Source organism: Campylobacter sp. IFREMER_LSEM_CL2090 (assembly GCF_025771865.1).
GTDB lineage: Bacteria > Campylobacterota > Campylobacteria > Campylobacterales > Campylobacteraceae > Campylobacter_D > Campylobacter_D lari_D.
Map to the genome: position 1 here is coordinate 1 of NZ_JAKMRA010000006.1, position 24,438 is coordinate 24,438.

A 24,438-nucleotide genomic window follows, 5' to 3' on the forward strand; every position below is an offset into this window, starting at 1 on the left:
TCCTTTAGAATCTTATCCTGATTATAAAGAAGCTTTAAAACTTAAAAATCATCTTTCTTATAAACTAGGACAAGCTCTTATACAAGCTAATAAAACTTGGTATAAGGGTGGATATGTTAAGATGTGGTTTGAGATTGGGAGAGTAAAAAAGGGTTAGATATGATATGGAAAGAAGATGATTTAATTGACATTTTAAAAAGTGATAGCTCTATATGCAAAAACTATGAAAATAATTCATATTTTTTTGATTTACAAAAAGAAATTAAGTTAGAATGTATATATTTAAAATTAAATAATAAAATTGATATAAAAAATATAGAATATTCTAGCGATAATTTAAAATTTTATGCTTTTGACAGTGAATTATGTGAAATAAAAGATAATATTATTACTTTTGTATTGTCAGAAAAAATATCACTTAGATATTTAAAAATTTGTATTAAAAAAGAAGATTTAAAACAAGTAAATTTTTATATAAGAAAATTTCCATTGTTATTTGTCGCAGCTAGAAGTGATGCATTTGGTTCTAGAATTTTCGCTTTACTAAATGCTATATGGTTATCAAAAAAATTTCGATGTAAATTCGGTTTTGTGTGGAATGCTTTGTTTCATATAAAAAAAGATGATAATGTTCAGCATAAGGCTATAATGCCATCTTTACCATTAGAAGAAGAGATTTTTGAAAGTATTTTTATCGAGAAATATTCATATACAAAATTGTTAAAAACTCATCCTGGTAGTATATTTCAGTATAAAGTTGCAAATAAAATGCCTATAAATAGATTGTTAGAGAAACCTTATTCACATGATTTTGGTTGGTATGTTGGAGGCGGTTTTATTGACATATATTTAAATGGTCTGCAAGATGGAGAATATTTAGCAGGACTTAGAGGAGCTTGGAAAGAAATTCAATTTTCATCAGATTTTAATGATAGTATTCAAAAAGGTATAGATGAAGCAGAACGAATAGGGGAATTTATATCAATACATATAAGATGCGCTGATATGTGCTACAGTGATTTTAGATTTGTAATGTTGAGAAATTATAAATATCGACATATAGTTACAGTGGAAATGGCATTGGCGATCATAGATCATGAATTAGATTTTCAGAATGTCTTAATTTGTGGAGATGATTTAGAGTTGTTAGATTCCCTTAAAAAATACTATAGCCAACAATCAAAAAAATTTAAATTATATTCTATGAATGATTTTATAAAGAAATATACTTTTAAAAATAATATCGAACAAATGTTTTTTGAGCTTTATTTCCGCTCAAAATCAACTGTAATTTATAGTACAAAATCTACTTTTGGTATACTACCTTACTTGGTTTCTGAAGATAACCATCTGAGACATATATATGATTTTTATAGTAAAAAGGATTATTATGAGTATATAAAAAGCAATATAGGTAAGATTGTGGTGCATGATTACCAATTAGCAGCATCTTATTATGTTTTATTTATGTTGGGAGTGGAAAATAAAGTTAATGAAAATGAATTATATTTTTATATAAGAAAGTCATTGAGTCTTGATAAGACAAATATTACTTATCAACTTTTTTTATTTTTTATTTTATTAAAAAAAAGAAAAAAGCATCAGGCGGAAAAGTATATTTGCTTCTTATTTAGAAAATATCCGCAAAATATACTTAATTTTATTCAAAAAGAACCATTGAGTATTTATAAAGATATTATTACTGAAATAATGAACTCGCAAAATAAAAAATATGATTTTTCGTTTTTGCTTGCAAGTATGGTTTATTTTCATCATGAAGACTATGAAAAATCAGTAGTATGTTATAATAGAATAATTGGCAGTTTAAACTCAGAAATATTTTTTAAATTAACTAGAGATTTATTGAAAAATTTTCATATGGTCAAAAATGAAGTTGAAAGATCTAAATTTTTAGATCGTATTTGTTGTGTTATAATGAAAAATGATTTTACAACTCAACAACTCAACCAAACCCAATCTAAACTATCCTTCCAAACCAAATATGGTACAGCAAAACAAAGAATTCAAAATCAACTCTCCTATAAACTAGGTCAAGCTATGATAGTAAATTCAAAATCTGTACTAGGTTATATAAGAATGCCTTTTGTATTATCTTATATAAAAGATAAACACAAACAAGAACAAAAAATCTATCAAGAAAAAATAAAAAAAGATCCTTCTTTGAAACTACCTCCTTTAGAATCTTATCCTGATTATAAAGAATCTTTAAAACTTAAAAATCATCTTTCTTATAAACTAGGACAAGCTCTTATACAAGCTAATAAAACTTGGTATAAGGGTGGATATGTTAAGATGTGGTTTGAGATTGGGAGGGTAATGGAGAATAAAAAGGAATTAAGATGAGCGATAAAAAAATAGGAATAATTGGTGCTGGTATATCTGGTATGTCTGCTGCAAGACTTCTAAAAGATGACTTCGAAGTAGAGGTTTTAGAAAAATCTAATGTTGTGGGCGGTATTGCTAAGACAAAAGATGTTGATGGTAAGCCATACCATGTAAATGGCGGACATTGTTTTAATTCTAAATTCGATGATGTTTTGGATTTTGTTTTTAATACTGTATTAAGTAAAGATAAATGGAACTATTTGCCTAGAAAAGCTGAAATTTTGTTTAAAGAAAATTGGATTACATATCCTATAGAATTCTCAATTAAAGAGATAGATAATTTTGATACAAATTTGGCTTTTCAAATAACGAATGAAATGTTTAATGCTTCATATAAAAAAGGAAACAATCTCGAAGAGTGGTTTATTAATCATTTTGGTCCAACTTTGGCAAAAGAGTATTTTATACCGTATAATACTAAAATTTGGGGTATAGCGCCAAAAAATATGGACAATGTATGGATAGAAGATGAAAAGCAAATGAAGCTTCCTGTCCCGACAAAAGAAAGTTTTTATAAGTCATTGGTTGATAAAACAACTGATAAAATGTCTCACGCTGCTTTTTATTATCCAAAAACAAATAATCAAAATACTTTTATAGAAGCTATAGGGGAAAATGTAAATATTCTTACGAATTATGAGGTAAAAGAGCTTAAAAAAGAAAACAACCAATGGGTTATTAATGGTGAAAAAAAATATGATATACTGATAAATACAAGTCCATTAGATCTTGTACCTAAAATTTTAAAGGATATTCCTGCTGAAGCTTTAAGTTGCTTTAAAAAACTTAAATACAATAAAGTTACAAATATTTTTTGGGAAACAGATGGAAGTTTAGATATTACTTGGGGCTATATTCCAGATTCAAGTATAGGTTTCCATAGAATTTCCAACACTGGCTCTATAGTGCAACCAAAAGGAAAATTTTGTACAACAGAGGCGATAGGTGAAATTGCTTATGATAAACTAGTACGAGAAGGGCAAAAAATACCATTTTTGAAAAAACCACTTGATTATAATGTTACAGAACATGCTTATGTTTTTTTTGACCTAAACTATACTCAAGCAAAAACAGGTGCAATTTCATATTTGAATTCACTTGGAATTTTCTCGCATGGTAGATTTGGCGAATGGGAGTATTATAATATGGATGTATGTATTAAGAGATCTATTGATCTAGCTAAAAGTATAAAAGAAAAATATAAAGGAAAATAATGGCAATAGAATTTAACATACAAGAATCAAAAGTTTTAAAAGGAGTATATATAATAGTTCCTAATAAATTTAGAGATTTACGAGGAGAAATATGGACAGCTTTTACAAGTGAAACTATAGATAGACTTTTGCCAGATAATCTTCAATTTATACATGATAAATTTATTCACTCTAGACATAATGTTATAAGAGGTATACACGGGGATCATAAAACATATAAACTAGCTACTTGTGTTTATGGAGAAATCCATCAGGTTGTGGTTGATTGTAGGCAAGATTCACCTACTTATTTAAAACATGAAAAATTTATAATAAATCAAGATAACCAAAAAATTATCTTAGTTCCAGCTGGATTTGGAAATGCACATTATGTAAGTAGTGAAAGTGCAGTGTATTATTACAAATGTGCATATAAAGGAGAATATGTTGATGCAAATGACCAATTCACTTATGCTTGGAACGATGAGAGAATAGGAGTTGATTGGCCAACAAAATCTCCAATCCTTTCAGAAAGAGATATTTTAGCTGTAAGCAAGGGGTGATTTATGGAAAAAAATTCTAAGATTTATATAGTAGGGCACCGCGGATCTGCTGGAAGCGCCATAATGGAAAAATTACAAAAACTAGGTTATAATAATCTAATATATGCAACAAGAGAAGAATTAAACTTACTTGATTTTAGTGCTGTAAAAAATTTTTTTGATAATAATCAACCAGAATATGTTTTTTTTGCAGCGGCAAAAATGAGTGCTTTGGGCGCAAAAGCTCCAGCTGATATTTTATATGAAAATTTAACAATTCAGAATAATATATTTTTCAATTCGTATAGTCTAAATGTAAAAAAATTAATTTTTTTTGGTAGCTCTTGGATGTATCCTCAACATGCAAACAATCCTATTAAAGAAGAAAGTTTGCTTACAAGTGAGTTAGAATATAATGCTGAGCCATATGCTTTAGCAAAGATTGCTGGAGTTAGAATGTGTGAATTTTATAATTTACAATATAATACTAATTTTATTTCAGTTGCATTGACTAATTTATATGGAAAAACAGCTGATTATGACTTAAAAACAGCCAGGGTGTTACCAGCGATGCTTAGAAAATTTCATTTAGCAAAACTTCTTAATGAAAAGAGGTATGGTGAAATTTTATTAGATCTTAACTTGCAAGATCAAGATGAGGCGATAAATTATCTTAATACCAATGGAATTCATGAAGAACATATAGAGCTTTGGGGTGCAGGTAAGACTAGGAGAGAATTTATACATTCAGAAGATTTAGCAGATGTTTGTATATATATAATGAATAATATTAATTTTAGTGATCTATCTAAAAATAATATAAAAAATACACATATTAATGTGGGCACAGGTAGTGATTTATCTATTGCAGAATTAGCTTATTTAATAAAGCAAATTACACAATACCAAGGTGAAATAAAATTTGATATAAGCAAACCAGATAGCTCTATGAATAGACTACTTGATTGTTCTAAAATTCATTCTTTTGGTTGGAAGCATAAAATAGAACTTGAAGAAGGTATTAAGATGATGTATGAGCAATATTTATTGCTAAAATAAAGTATTATATTTGCTAATAAATAGTTTTAAAGGAATAATAATGAAGATAGGAATAATTGGTGCTGGTATATCTGGTATGTCTGTTGCAAGGCTCTTAAAAGATAAATTTGAAGTTGAAGTTCTAGAAAAATATAATGTAGTAGGTGGTATTGCTAGAACGAGAGATGTTAATGGTGGTGCGTATCATGTCAATGGTGGACATTGTTTTAATTCTAAATTTGGTGATGTTCTAGATTTTGTTTTTAATGTCGTATTAAGTAAAGATAAATGGAATTATTTGCCTAGAAAAGCTGAAATTTTATTTAAAGAAAATTGGATCACTTATCCTATAGAATTCTCAATTAGAGAAATAAATAATTTTGATCCAAATTTGGCTTTTAGAATAACTAATGAAATGTTTAATGCTTCTTACGAAAAAGGGAAAAATCTTGAAGAATGGTTTATAAATCATTTTGGACCAACTTTAGCAAAAGAGTATTTTATACCGTACAATACTAAAATTTGGGGTATAGCTCCGAAAAATATGGACAATGTGTGGATAGAAGATGAAAGACAAATGAAGCTTCCTGTTCCAACAAAAGAGAGTTTTTATAAATCTTTGATTGATAAAACAACAGATAAAATGTCCCATGCTAGCTTTTATTATCCTAAATCAAACAATCAAAACACCTTTATAGAGGCTATAGGAGAAGGAGTTGATATTATTATAAATTACGAAGTAAAAGATGTTAAAAAAGAAAGTAACCAATGGATTATTAATGGTGAAAAAAAATATGATCTCTTAATAAATACTAGCCCATTGGATTTGATTCCTAAAATTTTAAAAGATATTCCCAATAATATTTTGGGATATTTTGAAAAATTAAAATTTAATAGAGTTAGTAATGTTTTATGGAAAATGAATTCCGAGTTTATTCCAACATGGGCATATATTCCAAATAAAGATTTCAAAATCCATAGAATTATAAATACAGGTAGATTTATGTATCCTTATAAAAATTGTTGTATAACTGAGATAATAGGAGAACATCCTATTGAAATTTTTGAAGAAGAAGGAAAAAAAATAGAATTTTTAGATTCAATTGTTTCACATAATATCACAGAGCATGCTTATCCTTTATTTGATTTAAATTATGTGAAATCTAAGAAAAATGCTTTAGAATATTTAAATTTTATTGGATTGATTTCTCATGGTAGATTTGGTGAATGGGAATATTATAATATGGATGTTTGTATAAAAAGATCCATAGATTTAGCAAAAAAAATAATAAATGAGTATTATCATGACTAATATCCTTCTTTGTGGTGGTAGCGGTACAAGACTTTGGCCACTTAGCAGAACACTAATGCCAAAACAATTTTTGAAATTATTTGATGATAAATCTTTGTTTGAGTTAGCTTTGCAAAGAAATTCCAAATTTTGCTTTAATACTTTAATAGTATGCAACGAAGAGCAGTATTTTCTAGCTCTTGATCAAATTTCAAATACAAATAGAACTAAATTTATTTTAGAGCCACTAGCAAAAAATACCGCAGCAGCTATTACTTTAGCTTGTTTATCTTTACCTAAAGAAGAGATAGTTTTAATTACACCAAGTGATCATTTAATCAAAAATGAAAAAAAATATCGAGAAGCAATAACTAAAGCTTTAGAATTTGTAAATGATAATTACCTTGTTACTTTTGGTATAAAACCTGATAGCCCACATACTGGATATGGTTACATTAAATCTAAAAATACTCATGATGTTGAAGCTTTTATAGAAAAACCAAATTTAAAAAAAGCAAAAGAATTTTTAGAAGATGGAAGTTATTTATGGAATTCAGGTATGTTTATGTTTAAAGTTGGTTTTTTCTTAGAGCAAATGCAAGCTTATTCAAAAAAAATATATGATTTTTGTTTAAAAGCACATAAAAATGCTTTAATACAAAATGATTTTATCAAAATCAAATCAGCAGACATGGAGAAAATTCCAGAACTAAGCATAGATTATGCCTTAATGGAAAAATCAAACAAGGTAAAAGTAATATCTAGTGACATTTCTTGGAGTGATGTAGGAAGCTTTGAAAGTTTAGCTAAAGAGTTTAATAATGGCAAAAATTATACCAATGCGAATGCTAAATTTTTAGATTCTAATAATATTTTTTGCTATGCAAGTGATAAAAAGAAATTTATATCTACAATTGATCTTGATGATATATTTATCATAGACACTCAAGATGCACTTTTAATTGGCAAAAAATCATCATCTCAAAAAGTAAAGCAAATTTATGAAGCTATTAAAGAAAATGAAAATCTAAGTAAAAATCATCTTTGTACGCATAGACCTTGGGGAAGTTTTACTATACTTGAAGATGAAAAAGGATATAAAATCAAACGCATAGAAGTTAAACCCGGCAAAAGACTTTCCTTGCAAAAACATTTTCACAGAAACGAACATTGGATAGTTTTAAGTGGCACAGCAAGTGTAGAAATAGATGGAGTGGAAAATTTAGTAAGACCTAATGAGTCAATCTATATAAAAATGGGACAAAAACATCGTTTAAGTAATTATGGTAAAATTCCTGTTGTAATCATAGAAGCTCAAGTAGGTGAATACACAGGTGAAGATGATATAGTAAGATTAGAAGATGATTATAAAAGGATATAAATGAAAAAAGTGGCATTAATAACTGGAGTTACTGGACAAGATGGAGCTTATTTGTCTGAATTTTTACTCAACAAAGGCTATGAAGTACATGGTATAAAAAGAAGATCTTCTTTATTTAATACAGATAGGATAGATCATTTATTTGAAGGATATCATGATAAAAAAAATGATTTTTATTTGCACTATGGCGATATGACTGATTCTATGAATTTGACTAGAATAATAGCTGAGATTAAACCAGATGAGATTTATAATCTTGCTGCTATGAGTCATGTACATGTTAGCTTTGAAACACCTGAATATACAGCAAATGCTGATGGTATAGGAACTCTTAGAATACTTGATGCGGTAAGGTTTTTAAATTTAATTCAAAAAACTAAAATTTATCAAGCCTCTACTTCAGAGCTTTTTGGAAAAGTACAAGAAACCCCACAAAGCGAAAAAACTCCATTTTACCCAAGAAGTCCTTATGCGGTAGCAAAAATGTATGCATATTGGATTACAGTAAATTACAGAGAAGCTTATAATATGTTTGCATGTAATGGAATTTTATTTAATCATGAAAGTCCTGTTAGAGGGGAAACATTTGTAACTAGAAAAATCACCCGCGCGGCTGCAAAAATAGCTTTAAATTTAGATGATATACTTTATCTTGGTAATTTAGATGCTAAAAGGGATTGGGGGCATGCAAAAGATTATGTAAAAATGATGTGGATGATACTTCAGCACGAAAAAGCTGATGATTGGGTTATAGCTACTGGAAAAACTACTACAGTAAGAGACTTTGTCAAGCTTGCTTTTGAATACTGTGGGATAAAACTAAATTTTAAAGGAAATGGGATAGATGAAGAGGGTTTTATAGAAGATTTTGATCAACAAAGAGTTAAAGAGCTTTCTTTAAATTTTAACCATCTTCGAAAAGGCCAAGTAGTAGTAAAAGTAAATCCTAGATATTTTAGACCTACCGAAGTTGATTTGCTTTTAGGTGATCCTTCTAAGGCTGAAAAAGAACTAGGTTGGAATAGGGAATATGATCTTAAAAATTTAGTTAATGATATGATGAAAAATGATTTGAAACTCATGAATAAAGATGTCTTTCTCAAAGAAGGTGGATATAAAATAATGAGGTATTATGAGTAATCCATAATATTTTTTATAACAAATTATAAAGCAACATTAATATTCTAAAAAAGTAAATAAAATTGATAAAGATGTGATAATGCATACATGTAATATAGAGTTTAATATAGAAAAATATAATATTCAAATTGGTGGAGGACTATATCGGTATTTAAATTATGAGTGTTTACTTAAATTACTGAAATTTGGTAAAAATGATATTGAAGATAAGAAGTTTTATATTATTACTAGTTTGGTATCTGATGAATATGTTTTTTTATTTCTAAAAGTAAATCAAAAAATTTTTATATTAGTTCAAAAATTTTCTATTGATATGGTAATTGACATTGGATCTAATAAGATAAACATCTTATCTAAAATTTCTGAGGAGCAAGTAGAAAATGCTTTAAATACATTAAAAATGAAAATTAGCTTTCTATATGATAATAATATAGATTTTTATAAAATTTTTATATATAATTATGAAAAACTAGAAACTTCGCGAAAAATACTTTTTCTTAATAGTTATCCTAGGCCATGGCATTATTTTCAAGACTTTTTATGTAAATTTTTTATTATAAAAAATAAAATTATGAAAGATAGGACAATATCTATTCTTTCTTTAGTTAAAAACGAATATATAGATTTAAACTATGATGATATTACTACATATGAATTTATAAGTGATGATGTAGCGAATCAATTTATTATAGAGAATGATTTTGTAGTATGGAGACCTATTAGAAATTTTATTACTAAAGATGAATGCACATTTAATATGAAGGAAAAATTTTATTTTTGGTTAAAAAATATTTCTCTAAGAAATTCTTCGGAGTTTAGAAATTCTGTCATGCAAGAAATTATAAAATATAAATATAAAATTTGGATTAGTGTTGCGAGACAGGGTAGAAAATGGATAGAACAAGAGCAAGGCATTATTGAATTATCAGAGAGTTTAAGAAAAATGTATGGTGATAAAGTATGTATTGTGCTAGATAGTCTAACCTCTAGTTTGTATCATGGAAAGGAAGCTTATGGTTTGATAAATATGGATGAGATGTTTTATATACATTCTTTGAGTAAAAATTTAAAAATTAAAAGTTTTAATATATTTGGATTTTCATCTGCGGAAAAAATCAACATAGCTCATTGTGTTGATTTTTATATCGGAAATATGAATACTGATATGCTTTATCCGTGTTATATTGCTAAAAAATATGGGGTTTGTTATGGTAGTGTTGAGAACTATGATATTAAAAAACAAGATGAGGAAATTTTATATTTAAATTTTTTTCCAATTGAACATGTCAAAACAGTTAATCCTGGAAAAATATATTGTAGATCAGATTATTCTATAAATCCTTTTTATTTTGCAAAATATGTATCACAACAGATATATTTTTACTTTACAAAAAATAAATAGCCAATGAAAGAAAATACGATGGTAAATAATTTATTAGAACAAATATACAATAGAAATTTGTATAAATCTTTTAAAATAGATAATCTTCTTCAAGAAAACCAGAAATTAAATCAAGAAAAAAATAATCTTCTTCAAGAAAACCAGAAATTAAATCAAGAAAAAAATAATCTTCTTCAAGAAAACCAGAAATTAAATCAAGAAAAAAATAATCTTCTTCAAGAAAACCAGAAATTAAATCAAGAAAAAAATAATTTAAAAATAATTTTAAACTCATATGATATTCAGGAGAAAAAACTAAGAATATTAAATCTAGAACAAGATATTGTTTATAAAAAATTAAAAATAAAATTAAAAGAACAAAAAATTAATAAACCAAAACCAATTATTAAGCGAGTGCAAATTGTATATTCTCAATCTGCAACATTCCGTATTCATAACCATCTCTCTTATAAATTAGGTCAAGCTATAATAGTAAATTCAAAATCTTTTTTAGGTTATATAAGAATGCCTTTTATATTATCATATATATTTGACAAGCATATACGAGAACAAAAAATCTATCAGGAAAAAATAAAAAAAGATCCATCATTGGTATTACCTCCTTTAGAAAGCTATCCTGACTATAAAGAAGCCTTAAAGGAAAAGGAGTGTTTTACTTATAAATTAGGACAAGCTCTTATACAAGCTAATAAAACTTGGTATGGGGGGGGGTATATCAAACTGCTATTTGAAATTAGGAAGTTAAAAAGAAAATTTAAAGAAAAGGTTAATCATGTTTAGTCAGATTAACTTAAAAGACATAACATCCATAGCCATAAAAGCAGGTAAAAATGTCTTAGAAATTTATAATAAAGATTTTAAAATTTCTTATAAAGATGATAATTCTCCTTTAAGTGAAGCAGATATCATCTCAAATGAGATTATTTACAAAGAGCTTGTTAAATTTAATATCCCTATACTTTCAGAAGAAAATAAAACTATACCTTATGAAGAAAGAAAAAATTGGGAATATTTTTGGTGTATAGATCCAATCGATGGTACTAAAGAGTTTATTAATAAAAATGGAGAATTTACTATAAATATAGCTTTGATTTGTAAAGATACTCCGGTTTTAGGTGTAGTTTATGCTCCAGCATTGGATCTGCTATATAGTGCTAAAAAAGGTGAAGGCGCTTTTAAAAATGGTATAAAGCTACCCTTGCAAAGAAATGATGATTTTTATAAAATTGTAGCTAGTAAATCACACTTAAATGAACAAACAAAAGATTTTATAGATAACATTCCAACAACCAAGCAAAAAGAGTTTATCTCCATGGGAAGTTCTTTAAAGCTATGTTTGGTAGCTAGTAATGAAGCAGATATTTACCCAAGATTAGCTCCTACTATGGAGTGGGATGTAGCTGCTGCTGATGCTATAGTCAGAGAGGTTGGGAAAATGACTTATGATTTTTATACCAAAAAACCTTTAGTGTATAATAAAGAAAATTTATTAAATCCATATTTTATAGTAGAGTAAAAAATGACCCATTTAGAATATTTAGAATCAGAGTCTATTCATATTATCCGTGAAGTGATAGCTGAGTTTGAAAAACCAGCTATGCTTTATAGTATAGGTAAAGATAGTTCGGTTATGCTTCATCTTTTACAAAAAGCATTTTACCCAAGCTTACCTCCACTTCCTTTGGTGCATGTAGATACCACATGGAAATTTAAAGAGATGATAGAATTTAGAGACAAACGCGCTAAAGAGCTTGGTATGGAGCTTATAGTCTATCAAAACCCTAAAATCAAGGAATTAACCCTTTCTCCATTTACGCATGGCTCATCCATGCATACAGATATTGCTAAAACACAAGGTTTAAAACAAATGCTTGATTTATATCAGTTTGATGCGGTATTTGGTGGTGCAAGAAGAGATGAAGAAAAATCGCGTGCAAAGGAAAGAATTTATTCTTTCCGTGATGAAAATCACTCATGGGATCCAAAAAATCAACGCCCGGAATTATGGGATATCTACAATGGTCGTCATAAAAAAGGTGAATCCATAAGAGTTTTCCCGCTGAGTAATTGGACTGAGCTTGATATATGGCAGTATATTTACAAAGAAAATATTCCTTTGCCAAGTCTTTATTTTGCTAAAAAGCGACCGGTTGTGGAGTACATGGGGGCTAAAATTTTAGTTGATGATGAGCGTATGCCAAAAGAACTTGCTAAAAATGCTAAAGAAGAATTAGTTCGTTTTAGAACCCTAGGTTGCTATCCGCTAACAGGATCTATAAATTCAAGCGCTAGCAATGTTTTAGAAATCATCGAAGAACTTTTACTTTCTAAAACAAGTGAAAGACAAGGTAGGCTTATAGACACTGATGAAGAAGCAAGTATGGAAAAAAAGAAAAAAGAGGGGTATTTTTAATGAAAACGAATGTAGAAAAATACCTAAAAGAACATGAAAATAAAGAGCTTTGTAGATTTATCACTTGCGGTAGTGTAGATGATGGCAAATCTACCCTTATAGGTAGAATGCTTTATGATGCAAAAATGCTTTTTGAAGATCAAATTTTATCTTTAGAAAAAGATAGTAAAAAGCTTGGCAATGCAGGAGAAAAGCTTGATTTTGCGCTTTTAGTAGATGGTCTTGCAAGCGAGAGAGAGCAAGGTATAACTATAGATGTAGCATATAGATTTTTCACAAGTGAAAAAAGAAAATTCATCATAGCAGATACTCCAGGCCATGAGCAATACACTAGAAACATGGCAACAGGTGCTAGTACAGCTGATATTGCCATCATACTTATAGATGCTAGAAAAGGGGTTTTAACTCAAACTAAAAGGCATTCTTATATAGCGAGTTTGCTTGGTATAAAACAATTTATTATTGCTGTGAATAAAATGGATTTGATTGATTATAATCAAGAAGTTTTTAATACAATCTGCAAAAATTATCAAGAAATTTTACCATGCTTAAAAAATCATGAACATATTAAAACCCACTTTGTTCCTATATGTGCATTAGATGGAGACAACATAGCTTCTAAAAGCATTAATATGCCTTGGTATAGTGGAAAAACCTTATCTGAGCTTTTAGATACTTTGCCTATTGCTACTAGTTTAAGCGATGAGTTTATCATGAGTGTACAATATGTCAATCGCCCTCATTTAAATTTTAGAGGTTTTTGTGGAAATATTGCTAGTGGTAGTATAAATATCAAAGATGAAGTTGTGATTTTACCTTCTTTAAAAACAAGTAAAATAAAACAAATCATCACACCTAGTATTAAAAGCCTAAATATACCTGATAAAAATGAAAAGGTTCAAAGTGCTAAAAATGTTAGCTTTCCAAGTGCTATAACTTTAACTTTAGAAGATGAGATAGACATTTCAAGAGGCGATGTAATAGCTTCTAAAAATCATAGTATAGAAATTTCAAATTCTTTTAAAGCTATGGTGATATGGATGAGTGAGGTTAAATTTAATTTAAATGAAAACTATCTTATCAAAATAGCAAATTTAACTACTAATGTAGTATTTGAAAAAATTGATTTTAAAAAAGACATTAATACTTTCAAAGAATTTCAAAGCGATGAATTAAAACTCAATGATATTGCTAAATGCATCTTAAAGCTTAATAAAAAAACAGCCCTTAAAGCTTACAAGGACAATAAAACTTTAGGAAGTTTTATCATCATAGATAAATACTCTAATGAAACCTTAGCAGCGGGTATGGTAGAAGAAATTTTAGCAAGCGAAGAAAAGAGTAGAATTTACACTCAAGCAGAAATAGAACTTAATGCTTATATTAGAAAAAACTATCCTGAATGGGGATGTAAAAAAATATGAAAATTATTGTCGCATTAAGTATTTTAATCTTGCTTATTTTGTTAATTAGCAATAAAATTAAACCTTTTATTTTATTTGGTAGTGTAGCTGTGCTTTATTATCTTTTGGGGTATTTAAATTTAAGTACTTGGCTTAGCTCTTATACGAGCGAATCTTTGATAGTGCTTGTTTTGCTTTTGTTAGTTTCACTAGCTATAGAAAAAAGCGTTGTGATAAGTTGGTGTTCTAAATTCATCATAGGTAAAAATTATCATCTATCACTTTTAAAGCTTGGAGTTGTTACAGCTAGTATTTCAGCTTTTTTAAATAATACTGCAGTAGTGGCAAGTTTTATGAGTATTATAAAAAATAACAAATTTCAAGTTCCTTCTAAACTACTCATCCCACTTTCATATTTTTCCATAGTTGGTGGAACGATGACTTTGATAGGTACTTCAACTAATTTGATAGTCAATTCTTTTGTAGTGCAAAATGGTTTGGAAAGTTTAAAGATTTTTGATTTTTTTGCGGTGGGTTTTTGTATAAGTATTGGCGTGCTTATAGTACTTTTGATTTTTAACTTTTTATTGCCTGAGTATAAAGAAAGAGAAAATGTTATTAATGAGTATTTAATTAATGCCAAAGTATTGAAAAATAGCTCATTAGTGGGGAAAACTATACAAGAAAATGGCTTAAGGAATTTGGAGTTTTTGTTTTTACTTGAAATTCAAAGAAAAGATGAGCTTATCGCCCCTGTTAGTCATAATGAGCTTATCAAAGAAAGTGATGTGTTAGTTTTTAGTGGAGATATTACACATTTAGAGGCTTTGAAAAAATTTGATGGCTTGCAAATTGGCTCACAAGATTTGAAATTAGAAACATTAAATTTAGTAGATGTTGTTATAAATTCTGAGTCAAATTTGATAGGAAAAAGTGTTAAGGAAGCAAACTTTAGAGCTAAATTTGATGCAGGGATTGTAGCCTTAAAAAGAGGTTCAAAAAATATTTCAAAAATTGGCCAAAGTTTATTACAAGCTGGAGATAGGCTTATTTTAAGTGTAGGTAAGGACTTTCACTCAAGAGATAATATCAATAAAAACTTTTACATTATCTCAAATATTATGCAAAATCAAAAGTTAAGCAATATTCAAAGTTTTATAGTGATTTTTGTGTTTTTAGCCATCATTGCTTTATCTGCTTTAGAATTAGTATCTTTGCTTAAAGCGTTATTAGTGTTTCTAGCTTGCTTGTTTATATTTAAAATCATAAGTTTTGATGAGGTAAAAAGACGCTTTCCTTTGGAAATTTTTATCATAGTAGGATCTTCTTTAGCTATAACTAAAGTTTTAGTTGATAGTGGTTTAGCTAAAGATTTGGCTGGGTTTATTATAGGAACTTTTGGGGTATATGGATTATATGGTAGTTTTGTGGGAATTTATCTTCTAACTTTGCTTTTAACTGAAATCATTACCAATAACGCTGCCGCAGCTTTGGCTTTTCCTATTGCTTATAGTACTGCTTTAGCGCTTGAAGTTAATCCAACTCCGTTTATATTAGCGGTTGCTTATGGGGCAAGTTGTGCTTTTTTAATGCCACATGGTTATCAAACTCACTTGATGGTAGGTTCAATTTGTGGGTATAAAACTACTGATTTTATAAAAATAGGATGGATAGTTTCTTTGACTTATTCAGCTATTGTTTTAACTATAACCCCGGTATTTTTTAGTTTTTAAGGAAAAAAATGAGTAAAAATTTAACTTGGCATACAAGTAGCATTACAAAAACTCAAAGAGCTAAACTTAAAAATCAAAAACCATGTGTTTTGTGGTTTAGTGGGCTTAGTGGTAGTGGTAAATCTACTTTGGCTAATGCGGTTGAAAAAAAACTTTTTGAGCAAGGTTTTCATACTTATCTTTTAGATGGAGATAATGTGCGTCATGGACTTAATAAAGATTTGGGTTTTGATGAGGTTTCAAGAGTAGAAAATATAAGACGTATAGGAGAAGTATGTAAGCTTTTTGTAGATGCTGGTATGATAGTACTTTGCGCTTTTATATCACCTTTTGAAAAAGATAGAAAGCTTATAAAAAATCTTTTAGATGATGATGAATATATAGAAATATTTGTTGATACACCTTTGGAAATTTGTGAAAAAAGAGATTCAAAAGGACTTTATAAAAAAGCAAGAAATGGAGAGATTAAAAATTTCACAGGTATAGATAGCCCTTATGAAAAACCTAAAAACCCACATATACACATAACAAAAGAAGATCTTAATGAGAATGTGGATATGATTTTGAGATTTTTAGATGGGAAAGTGTAAATGACTGCTTATGTGCATATAGGAACTATGAAAACAGGGACTTCAAGTATACAGAATTTTTTATATTTAAATCGTAGTTTACTACAAAAGCAAAACTATTATTATCCCATTAGTATAAAAAATACCGGTAGATTAAATGATCATAATCCTTTTGCACATAAATTTAATACTTTGTTAAATAAGATAGATGATTTGAAAATACTTTCTAGAGAGTTGAAGTATTTAAGTAATGAAATTAAGATGTGTAGTTATAATAAGATTATTATTTCTATGGAAAATATACAATGGTTATTGAATTCTCAACAAAAAATAAAATATTTTTATGATTTCCTAATGTGTATTTTTGATAATATAAAAATCATTATATATTTAAGAGATATTGCTGAATTATTTACATCTATGTGTTCACAAGCTATTAAAGACAATACTCATTTAGATTATCATTTTTTATATCCTTATCAAAATGAAAAATCAAAAATTTTGAGCAATTATCGACAAATACTACAATGGTGGGGAGGGGTTTTTGACAAAGAAAATTTAATCGTAAGACTATTTGACAGAAATGAATTTTACCAAGGAGATTTGTTAAAAGACTTTGTTTATAATATAGGTTTACAATGGGATGATAAATTTCAAATTCCAATAAAAGAAAATGAAACTTTGGATTTAATAGGATTTGAGCTTTTATGTAGGATTAATAGGCTAAATCCTTTTATGTATAAAAGTAGATATTTTGATGTAGTTGAATATTTTGATAGAAATTGCACAAATGGAAATCAATATCCCCATCTCAAATTCCAACCTCCAAAAGAAATAATACAATCTTATATAGATTATTTTGAAGAATCCAATGAATGGGTAAGAAAAGAATTCTTTCCTCACAAAGAAAGATTATTTCCTAAAAAAGATTTAAGTAATTATAAAGAAAATTACGAACTCAAAGAAATGAAACCAGAATATTGGGATAAAATAGCTGAATTTATAGCTGATATTGTTTCAAGTAAAAATCAAACTATTCAAGATAATTTAACTCAAATTCAGTTATTAAATAATCAATTGTCATTTCAAACCAAGTACGGCACAGCTAAAACAAGAATTCAAAATCAACTCTCCTATAAACTAGGTCAAGCTATGATAGTAAATTCAAAATCTGTACTAGGTTATATAAGAATGCCTTTTGTATTATCTTATATAAAAGATAAACACAAACAAGAACAAAAAATCTATCAAGAAAAAATAAAAAAAGATCCTTCTTTGAAACTACCTCCTTTAGAATCTTATCCTGATTATAAAGAAGCTTTAAAACTTAAAAATCATCTTTCTTATAAACTAGGACAAGCTCTTATACAAGCTAATAAAACTTGGTATAAAGGTGGATATGTTAAGATGTGGTTTGAGATTGGGAAGTTGAAGAGAGAGTTTAAAAAGTTGAATTAGAAAGATAATAATGATTGCTTATGTGCATATAGGAACTGAAAAAACAGGAACTACTAGTATACAGACATTTTTAAGAAATAATAAAGATTTATTACAAAAACAAAGAGTTGTGTATTCTAGCTCTCTTGGCAATAATGGTAGTCAATGGAATTTTACTTTTTTAGCTTATAATGATATAAGAAGTGATGAGTATTGCATTAGTAGAAAAATTTATACAAAATATGATTTTAAAAATCATAAGAAGAAGATTTTTTTTGACTTAAAAAAAGAATTAAGGGAAGCTAGTCACCAAAAATTAATTATTTCCTCAGAACATTTATCATCAAGATTATATGATATTCAAGAACTCAAAAAATGTAAAAAAATTTTACAATATTTAGGTTTTCAAAAAATAATAGTAATGGTTTATTTAAGAGAAAATGGAAATATGGCTATATCCTCATACAGCACGAAAATAAAATCTGGAAAGCAAGATTTTGGTTTAAAACCTTGTAAAGAATTCGAATATTTGGGTAATTATAAAGAACTTCTATGTAGGTGGCAAGAAATTTTTAGTAAAGAAAATATTATTGTAAGATTATTTGATAAAAACGAATTTTATCAAGGAGATTTACTAAAAGATTTTGTACACAGTATAGGCTTAAAATGGGATAATGAATTTGTTATACCTCCAAAACAAAATGAAAGTTTAGATTTAATAGGAGTGGAATTATTAAAAAGAATTAACCAGTATTTACCATGGCGAATTGATAATAAAATAAATCATTTAAGAGGAGGGGTAACAAAATTTATTACAAAGTATTTTCAAAATTCTAATAATTCTCATCTCAAATTTCAACCTCCAAAAGAAGTGGTACAATCTTACATAGATTATTTCGAAGAGTCAAATGAATGGGTAAGAAAAGAATTCTTTCCTCACAAAGAAAGATTATTTCCTAAAAAAGATTTAAGTAATTATAAAGAAAATTACGAACTCAAAGAAATGAAACCAGAATATTGGGATAGGATAGCTGAATTTATAGCTGATATTGTTAAAACCAAAACTCAACTTGTAGCAAACCAAACCACTCAAATCCAAAACTTAAGTAATGCTCTTAATCAAACTATAAAAGAAAAAGATAATATTATAAATTCTAATACAAATCATATCAATCAATTACAAAGTAATATACAAGAAAAATCAACCCAACTCAACCAAACCCAATCTAAACTATCCTTCCAAACCAAATATGGTACAGCAAAACAAAGAATTCAAAATCAACTCTCCTATAAACTAGGTCAAGCTATGATAGTAAATTCAAAATCTGTACTAGGTTATATAAGAATGCCTTTTGTATTATCTTATATAAAAGATAAACACAAACAAGAACAAAAAATCTATCAAGAAAAAATAAAAAAAGATCCTTCTTTGAAACTACCTCCTTTAGAATCTTATCCTGATTATAAAGAATCTTTAAAACTTAAAAATCATCTTTCTTATAAACTAGGAGAGGCTCTTATACAAGCTAATAAAACTTGGTATGGGGGGGGGGTATCTCAAACTGCTATTTGAAGTTGGGAAGTTAAAAAGAGAGTATAAGAATAAAATTTGATATAATCTTTCTTTTAATTAAAGAGAGATTATGAGATTTTATACCACATCTAAAAGATTAAAAGAAAATGTTAAAAAATTTTATAAAACAGCTCCATATTGTATCTATAAAAATATCACAAAAGAAGATGTTTTTGTGGGCTGGGGTAGAAAAAAGTCAGGTTTAAAAGCTGTAGAGCTAGCTAAAAAATATGATGTAAAATTTTTACTTTTAGAAGATGGCTTTTTGCGCTCATTAAATTTAGGTGTAGAAAATAGTCCAAGTTTTTCTATCATCAAAGATGATGTGGGAATTTACTATGATGCGACTGCACCATCTAAGCTTGAAAATATTTTGAATACTTGTGAGTTTAGCACCAAAGAATTAGAACAATCAAAAAAAGCTATAGAACTTATAAAAAAAGAAAAGCTTAGCAAGTATAATAATAATCTTTGCGTGCCAAAAGAGCTTTTTGGTTCTAATGAAGAACGCGTATTAATCATCACTCAAGTAGCAAATGACGCTTCTCTTAAATTTGGCTTAGCTGATAATTTTTCAACTCAAGATATCATAAATGATGCTATCAAAGAAAATCCAAATGCTAAAATATATATTAAAATTCATCCTGATGTACTAAGTGGCAAAAAACAAAGCGATTTTGATGTACAAGATTTACCAAGCAAATGTGTAATTATAAAAGAAAATTATAATCCCATAGAGCTTTTATCTTATTTTGATAAAATTTATACTAAAACTTCTGGTATGGGTTTTGAAGCTTTGATGTTAGGGCGAGAATGCGTGTGTTATGGCGTGCCTTTTTATGCAGGTTGGGGTTTAACTCAAGATAAGCAAGCGTGCAAAAGAAGGCTAAAAAAAAGAAGTTTAGAAGAGGTTTTTTATGCTACTTATATTTTATATAGTGAGTATTTTAATCCTTACTTAAATCAAAAAAGCGATATTTTTGATACTGTTCATACCCTAGCAAAATATAAAAAGATAGAACAAGTTAATTCTAATACTTTGTATTTTTTAGGTTTTACTTTATGGAAGCGTTGGTTTATGAAGCCATTTTTTAAAGCCAAGAATAATAAAATCATTTTTTTAAACTCACTTGATGAACTTTACAAAGCTAAATTAAATCCTGAAAATAAAATTTTCATCTGGGGTAAAAAGTATGATAAAGCTTTATTGGCTAAAGATTTTAATAATGAGATTTTCTTAGTAGAAGATGGCTTTTTGCGCTCTGTTTTTTTAGGTTCAGATCTTACACGCCCTTTTTCTTTGATAATAGATAGTAAAGGTTTGTATGTTGATCCAAGCAAGCCAAGCGATTTAGAAGATATTTTGCAAAATCATGAATTTGATGAAAGCTTAAAACAAAGAGCTAAAAAACTCATCACTACCATTACACACAATAAATTTTCAAAGTATAATGGTTTAAAACATGAAAAATTAAATTTTAATACCAACAAAAAAATCATCTTAATCCCAGCTCAAGTAGAAGATGATGCTTCTATGATCTTAGGTGGTGCAGGTTATGATACCTTAAAACTTTTACAAAGTGTAAGAAAGGCCAATGAAAACGCCTTCTTAGTTTTTAAACCTCATCCTGATGTTTTAAGCGGTAACCGTAAGGGTTTAAAAGATAAAAGTATTATTTTAAAATATTGCGATGAGATTATAGAAAATGTCAGTATAGATAGTGCTATCAATGCGAGTGATGAAGTACATACTATAACCTCCACAAGTGGTTTTGACGCTCTTTTGCGTGGTAAAAAAGTAGTGGTGTATGGTAAGCCTTTTTATGCAGGTTGGGGTTTGACAAGCGATTTACATAAAATTCCAAGACGCACAAGAGTGCTTAGCTTAGAAGAGCTTGTTGCTGGGGTTTTGATCCTTTATCCAAGATACATCCATCCAAAAAGTAAAAATTTATGTGAAGTTGAGCTTGCATTAGATATAATGTTAAAAATGCAAAAAGATTATTTTTCTAAATTTTATTTGCGTTGGTTTATGGATATAAGAATTTATATATTAAGAAAAATAAGAAGATTAGTAGAATTTATTTTGATTAGATGAATTTAAGTAAAAAGTTAAAAAAATTTTCTGGTAAAAATGTTTTATTACTCCAAGGACCTGTGGGAGGGTTTTTTCGTAAAATTGCTACAAAAATTCCAAAAGCTAAGGTTTATAAAGTAAATTTTAATGGTGGAGATTTTTTCTTTTATCCTTTTAAAAGCATTAACTATACTAAAAGCTTAGCCGAGCTTGAAGACTTTTATAAAAAGCTTTTTGAAGAAAAACAAATTCAAGTTATCATTATGTATAATGATTGTAGAAAAGTTCATGAAATAGCCATTAATGTTGCTAAGCAAATGGGTATTGAAGTATGGATTTTTGAAGAAGGTTATATAAGACCAAACTTCATTACTTTTGAAAAGGATGGAGTAAATGCAAACTCCACTTTACCAAGAGAAAAAGAATTTTATCTAAGTCAGAAAAAATTTGATAAAGATTTTAAATTTAAAACTTTCTCAAGCACTTTTAAAAATATGGCTTTTTCTTCATTTTTATACTGGCTTTTTGCTTTTTTATTTTCTTGGTATTTTAATAATTCTTTACATCATAGAAGTTTAAAACTATTTGACTTTTTACCTTGGCTTTGTTCAGTATATAGAAAAAATAAATACAAAATTACAGAAAAAAGTTTAAATGAAAAAATTCTTTCTCTAAAACAAAAGTATTTTTTAGCTATTTTACAAGTGCATAATGATACTCAACTCTCCCATCATTATAAAAAAACTACAGAAAAATTTATAGAAGAAGTGATCATCTCTTTTGCTAATCATGCTAAAGCAAAGTCATACCTAGTTTTTAAACACCATCCTATGGATCGTGGCTATAGGGACTATACTAAACTTATAGAAGATTTGAGCTTAAAATACAATGTCGAGGGTAGAATTTTATATGTACATGACTTACACTTACCTACGCTCTTAATCAATGCAAGGGGTACTATAGTGATAAATAGCACAGTAGGACTTTCTGCTTTATATCATAATAGTCCTTTAAAAGTTATGGGAAAAGCCTTTTATGATGTTGAAGGTTTGACTTATCAAAAAAGCTTGCATACTTTTTGGAAAGAATGCAGAGCATATAAGCCTGATGCTGTTTTGCACGCTAAATTTAGAAATTATGTGATATATAAAACCCAAATCAATGGAAATTTTTTCAAAAATACTAGTTTAGATTAAAATTTCTTTTTATAGTTTTTTGCAATCTTTTTTAGCTTAAAAGGCAAGCTTAAATAGCCTATTTTAAAGGGAGTTCTTGAAGCTTGCAAAAGCGCATTGCCTAAAAGATAAGGCAAGTGTGTTTTGGCTATTTGAGCGTGTTTGTAGTCTGCATAGGCTTTTAGTGGTGGTAGATTTTTTTGATCTTTTTGATTTTTAAAATGCTCTTTTTTGACTTTTCTTAATTCAAAAGGTATTTTAAAGCAATCTAAATAACTTTTGCTATTTTTCATGATAGCTTCTCCAAGCTTATAGCTTAGTCTTTCTTTTATCCTTAAGCTAGCTCCATAAAGCCTATTGTTTTGGTGGATAAACATCTCATATTCATTTTTTAAGCCTTTGTGATTTAAAAAACGCAAAAGATTATGATTTTGACTTTGTAAAAATGTTTGCATATCAAGTTTTTTTAGTTCATAGTATTCTAGTGCTAATTCTTTATAAAATGCTATAGGTGGTATTAAAGAATCATGGGTATTTACAAGATAATTTTTACATTCAATTTTTTTATCATTATCATTTTCTAAAAGTAAAATTCCTACTAAATCCACATAATCAAGCCTTGGTGTTTTTTCATTTGCTATGCTTAAGCCCGAACTTTCCTCACTTTGCTTGATAATTTGTGTATTGATGTACAAAAAGGTTTGCTCATCACAAATTGCTTTTTCATTTTGTATATCTTGAAAAGTATTGATAAGTCCAAAATTTTTTATTAATTTAAAAGATGAGTTTTCAATGCTTATAGATGATATAGCATGGGTTAATGAACTGGCGTGATTCCAAGTGTGTATACCTAAGATTTGATAATTTTTGAACTCTTTTGGAAGAATGATTTTTTCACTAGCTTTAATTTTTGTAGTTTTTTCGCAAAAAAATGAGTTTTTATGCTCTATTTTAGTTGAATTTGAGGGCGTAAAGATATGAAATTTTCTTTTTGAGCAAATGATATTTTCTTTAGATTTTTTAAACCTGTGTAAATTTTTAATGATGTTTTTACCAAGCTCTTGCATAGCTAGTGGCATAGGGTGGAATTTATAGTTTTGATCAAAATCATAAAGATTATTTTTTTGGTAGTAAAGATCTACATCGATTAGATTAAAACCATAATAAGCACAATTTTTCCTATGAGCTTCATTGATGGCTTTTGATTTATCATTACAAGCTGGTATGGGGAGTATAAGCACTATGATAATTTTGTTTGCTTTGTAAAGTTCTTCGTAAAAATAATCAATATTTCTAAGTATAATATTTAAACTCATAGGGCTTAAATAATCATTGATATTTGATTCACTAATGAGAAAATCACTTTTATTTATAGTATCTTTATGGCGTATTAACTCATAAAGATTTTGTAAAGAAGTGCTAAGTCCCAAAGCGTAATTATGTAGTGTAATGTCTTTATTTTCAAGACCTATTCTAAGACCATTTTTAACTACACTATTGCTACCACCTAGTAAGATTACATCCATAAGTTCTTTCTTGTTTATAAATTTTTATTTATTTTATAAAATATTTTTTAATGAATAATTTCAGAGCAAAAACCCCTTATTTTGCCTTTAAATAAGCATTTGACAAAGATAACAACTTTAGCTATATTTTTAAATTCAT

The 24,438-nt window shown here is 27.8% G+C and carries 19 protein-coding genes and 1 pseudogene; 19 read left to right on the top strand and 1 reads right to left on the bottom strand.

Going from position 1 to position 24,438, the window contains the following annotated elements; all coding sequences use genetic code 11:
• The 19 genes and pseudogenes from L8V85_RS04480 to L8V85_RS04570 form a co-directional block, all read left to right on the top strand.
• Positions 1-157 (top strand): annotated as a pseudogene (locus tag L8V85_RS04480) (alpha-2,3-sialyltransferase); the annotation flags it as partial.
• A gap of 2 nt (positions 158-159) precedes the next feature.
• Entirely contained in the window at positions 160-2,364 is a 2,205-nt protein-coding gene (locus L8V85_RS04485; protein ID WP_263737544.1) for a hypothetical protein, read from the top strand.
• Positions 2,361-3,620, top strand: a complete 1,260-nt coding sequence (locus L8V85_RS04490) for a protoporphyrinogen/coproporphyrinogen oxidase (RefSeq protein WP_263737545.1) — start codon at positions 2,361-2,363, stop codon at positions 3,618-3,620. Before L8V85_RS04485 ends, L8V85_RS04490 begins: the two co-directional genes overlap by 4 nt.
• Complete coding sequence (locus L8V85_RS04495) at positions 3,620-4,162, top strand: dTDP-4-dehydrorhamnose 3,5-epimerase family protein (protein ID WP_263737546.1); 543 nt, start codon at positions 3,620-3,622, stop codon at positions 4,160-4,162. Before L8V85_RS04490 ends, L8V85_RS04495 begins: the two co-directional genes overlap by 1 nt.
• 3 nt (positions 4,163-4,165) lie before the next feature.
• Complete coding sequence (locus tag L8V85_RS04500) at positions 4,166-5,200, top strand: NAD-dependent epimerase/dehydratase family protein (RefSeq protein WP_263666032.1); 1,035 nt, start codon at positions 4,166-4,168, stop codon at positions 5,198-5,200.
• 40 nt (positions 5,201-5,240) lie between these two features.
• Positions 5,241-6,491 (top strand): protoporphyrinogen/coproporphyrinogen oxidase, encoded by a 1,251-nt coding sequence (locus L8V85_RS04505; protein WP_263666033.1) that lies wholly within the window; start codon positions 5,241-5,243, stop codon positions 6,489-6,491.
• Positions 6,484-7,851, top strand: coding sequence for a mannose-1-phosphate guanylyltransferase/mannose-6-phosphate isomerase (locus L8V85_RS04510; RefSeq protein ID WP_263666034.1), 1,368 nt, complete (start codon positions 6,484-6,486; stop codon positions 7,849-7,851). Before L8V85_RS04505 ends, L8V85_RS04510 begins: the two co-directional genes overlap by 8 nt.
• Positions 7,852-8,991, top strand: coding sequence for a GDP-mannose 4,6-dehydratase (gene gmd, locus L8V85_RS04515; RefSeq protein ID WP_263666035.1), 1,140 nt, complete (start codon positions 7,852-7,854; stop codon positions 8,989-8,991). It begins immediately after the preceding gene.
• A gap of 79 nt (positions 8,992-9,070) precedes the next feature.
• Positions 9,071-10,393, top strand: coding sequence for a hypothetical protein (locus L8V85_RS04520; RefSeq protein WP_263666036.1), 1,323 nt, complete (start codon positions 9,071-9,073; stop codon positions 10,391-10,393).
• 18 nt (positions 10,394-10,411) lie between these two features.
• Positions 10,412-11,173, top strand: a complete 762-nt coding sequence (locus L8V85_RS04525; RefSeq protein ID WP_263737547.1) for a hypothetical protein — start codon at positions 10,412-10,414, stop codon at positions 11,171-11,173.
• Positions 11,166-11,909, top strand: coding sequence for a 3'(2'),5'-bisphosphate nucleotidase CysQ (gene cysQ, locus L8V85_RS04530; protein ID WP_263737548.1), 744 nt, complete (start codon positions 11,166-11,168; stop codon positions 11,907-11,909). Before L8V85_RS04525 ends, cysQ begins: the two co-directional genes overlap by 8 nt.
• Before the next feature lie 3 nt (positions 11,910-11,912).
• Positions 11,913-12,806, top strand: coding sequence for a sulfate adenylyltransferase subunit CysD (cysD, locus tag L8V85_RS04535; RefSeq protein ID WP_263737549.1), 894 nt, complete (start codon positions 11,913-11,915; stop codon positions 12,804-12,806).
• Positions 12,806-14,230: a sulfate adenylyltransferase subunit CysN gene (cysN, locus tag L8V85_RS04540; RefSeq protein ID WP_263737550.1), complete on the top strand. Its 1,425-nt coding sequence runs from the start codon at positions 12,806-12,808 to the stop codon at positions 14,228-14,230. Before cysD ends, cysN begins: the two co-directional genes overlap by 1 nt.
• Positions 14,227-15,942, top strand: a complete 1,716-nt coding sequence (locus L8V85_RS04545) for an SLC13 family permease (RefSeq protein ID WP_263737551.1) — start codon at positions 14,227-14,229, stop codon at positions 15,940-15,942. Before cysN ends, L8V85_RS04545 begins: the two co-directional genes overlap by 4 nt.
• An 8-nt stretch (positions 15,943-15,950) precedes the next feature.
• The gene (gene cysC / locus L8V85_RS04550) at positions 15,951-16,532 is read left to right on the top strand and encodes an adenylyl-sulfate kinase (protein WP_263737552.1); all 582 of its coding nucleotides are present in this window, start codon (positions 15,951-15,953) and stop codon (positions 16,530-16,532) included.
• Positions 16,533-17,969 (top strand): hypothetical protein, encoded by a 1,437-nt coding sequence (locus tag L8V85_RS04555; RefSeq protein WP_263737553.1) that lies wholly within the window; start codon positions 16,533-16,535, stop codon positions 17,967-17,969.
• A gap of 10 nt (positions 17,970-17,979) precedes the next feature.
• Positions 17,980-19,521 carry a hypothetical protein gene (locus L8V85_RS04560; protein WP_263737554.1) on the top strand — a complete coding sequence of 514 codons (1,542 nt, stop codon included), beginning with the start codon at positions 17,980-17,982 and terminating at the stop codon, positions 19,519-19,521.
• 70 nt (positions 19,522-19,591) lie between these two features.
• On the top strand, positions 19,592-21,619 hold the full coding sequence (locus L8V85_RS04565; protein WP_263737555.1) for a capsular polysaccharide biosynthesis protein: 2,028 nt from the start codon (positions 19,592-19,594) through the stop codon (positions 21,617-21,619).
• A complete protein-coding gene (locus tag L8V85_RS04570) occupies positions 21,616-22,794 on the top strand; it encodes a capsule biosynthesis protein (RefSeq protein ID WP_263737556.1) in 1,179 nt (392 codons plus the stop codon). The genes L8V85_RS04565 and L8V85_RS04570 overlap by 4 nt, the downstream gene beginning before the upstream one ends.
• On the opposite strand, the gene L8V85_RS04575 is transcribed toward L8V85_RS04570, so the two are convergent.
• Positions 22,791-24,299 (bottom strand): hypothetical protein, encoded by a 1,509-nt coding sequence (locus L8V85_RS04575; RefSeq protein ID WP_263737557.1) that lies wholly within the window; start codon positions 24,297-24,299, stop codon positions 22,791-22,793. The genes L8V85_RS04570 and L8V85_RS04575 overlap by 4 nt on opposite strands.
• Positions 24,300-24,438: the final 139 nt, after the last annotated feature.

Bases quoted from the DNA above. Each gene is read 5' to 3' on its own strand.
- L8V85_RS04575 (WP_263737557.1), bottom strand. From the start codon at position 24,299: ATGGATGTAATCTTACTAGGTGGTAGCAATAGTGTAGTTAAAAATGGT.
- L8V85_RS04495 (WP_263737546.1), top strand. From the start codon at position 3,620: ATGGCAATAGAATTTAACATACAAGAATCAAAAGTTTTAAAAGGAGTA.
- cysQ (WP_263737548.1), top strand. From the start codon at position 11,166: ATGTTTAGTCAGATTAACTTAAAAGACATAACATCCATAGCCATAAAA.
- L8V85_RS04520 (WP_263666036.1), top strand. From the start codon at position 9,071: ATGCATACATGTAATATAGAGTTTAATATAGAAAAATATAATATTCAA.
- L8V85_RS04525 (WP_263737547.1), top strand. From the start codon at position 10,412: ATGGTAAATAATTTATTAGAACAAATATACAATAGAAATTTGTATAAA.
- L8V85_RS04505 (WP_263666033.1), top strand. From the start codon at position 5,241: ATGAAGATAGGAATAATTGGTGCTGGTATATCTGGTATGTCTGTTGCA.
- gmd (WP_263666035.1), top strand. From the start codon at position 7,852: ATGAAAAAAGTGGCATTAATAACTGGAGTTACTGGACAAGATGGAGCT.
- cysD (WP_263737549.1), top strand. From the start codon at position 11,913: ATGACCCATTTAGAATATTTAGAATCAGAGTCTATTCATATTATCCGT.
- L8V85_RS04555 (WP_263737553.1), top strand. From the start codon at position 16,533: ATGACTGCTTATGTGCATATAGGAACTATGAAAACAGGGACTTCAAGT.
- cysN (WP_263737550.1), top strand. From the start codon at position 12,806: ATGAAAACGAATGTAGAAAAATACCTAAAAGAACATGAAAATAAAGAG.
- L8V85_RS04490 (WP_263737545.1), top strand. From the start codon at position 2,361: ATGAGCGATAAAAAAATAGGAATAATTGGTGCTGGTATATCTGGTATG.
- L8V85_RS04560 (WP_263737554.1), top strand. From the start codon at position 17,980: ATGATTGCTTATGTGCATATAGGAACTGAAAAAACAGGAACTACTAGT.
- cysC (WP_263737552.1), top strand. From the start codon at position 15,951: ATGAGTAAAAATTTAACTTGGCATACAAGTAGCATTACAAAAACTCAA.
- L8V85_RS04565 (WP_263737555.1), top strand. From the start codon at position 19,592: ATGAGATTTTATACCACATCTAAAAGATTAAAAGAAAATGTTAAAAAA.
- L8V85_RS04510 (WP_263666034.1), top strand. From the start codon at position 6,484: ATGACTAATATCCTTCTTTGTGGTGGTAGCGGTACAAGACTTTGGCCA.
- L8V85_RS04485 (WP_263737544.1), top strand. From the start codon at position 160: ATGATATGGAAAGAAGATGATTTAATTGACATTTTAAAAAGTGATAGC.
- L8V85_RS04545 (WP_263737551.1), top strand. From the start codon at position 14,227: ATGAAAATTATTGTCGCATTAAGTATTTTAATCTTGCTTATTTTGTTA.
- L8V85_RS04570 (WP_263737556.1), top strand. From the start codon at position 21,616: ATGAATTTAAGTAAAAAGTTAAAAAAATTTTCTGGTAAAAATGTTTTA.
- L8V85_RS04500 (WP_263666032.1), top strand. From the start codon at position 4,166: ATGGAAAAAAATTCTAAGATTTATATAGTAGGGCACCGCGGATCTGCT.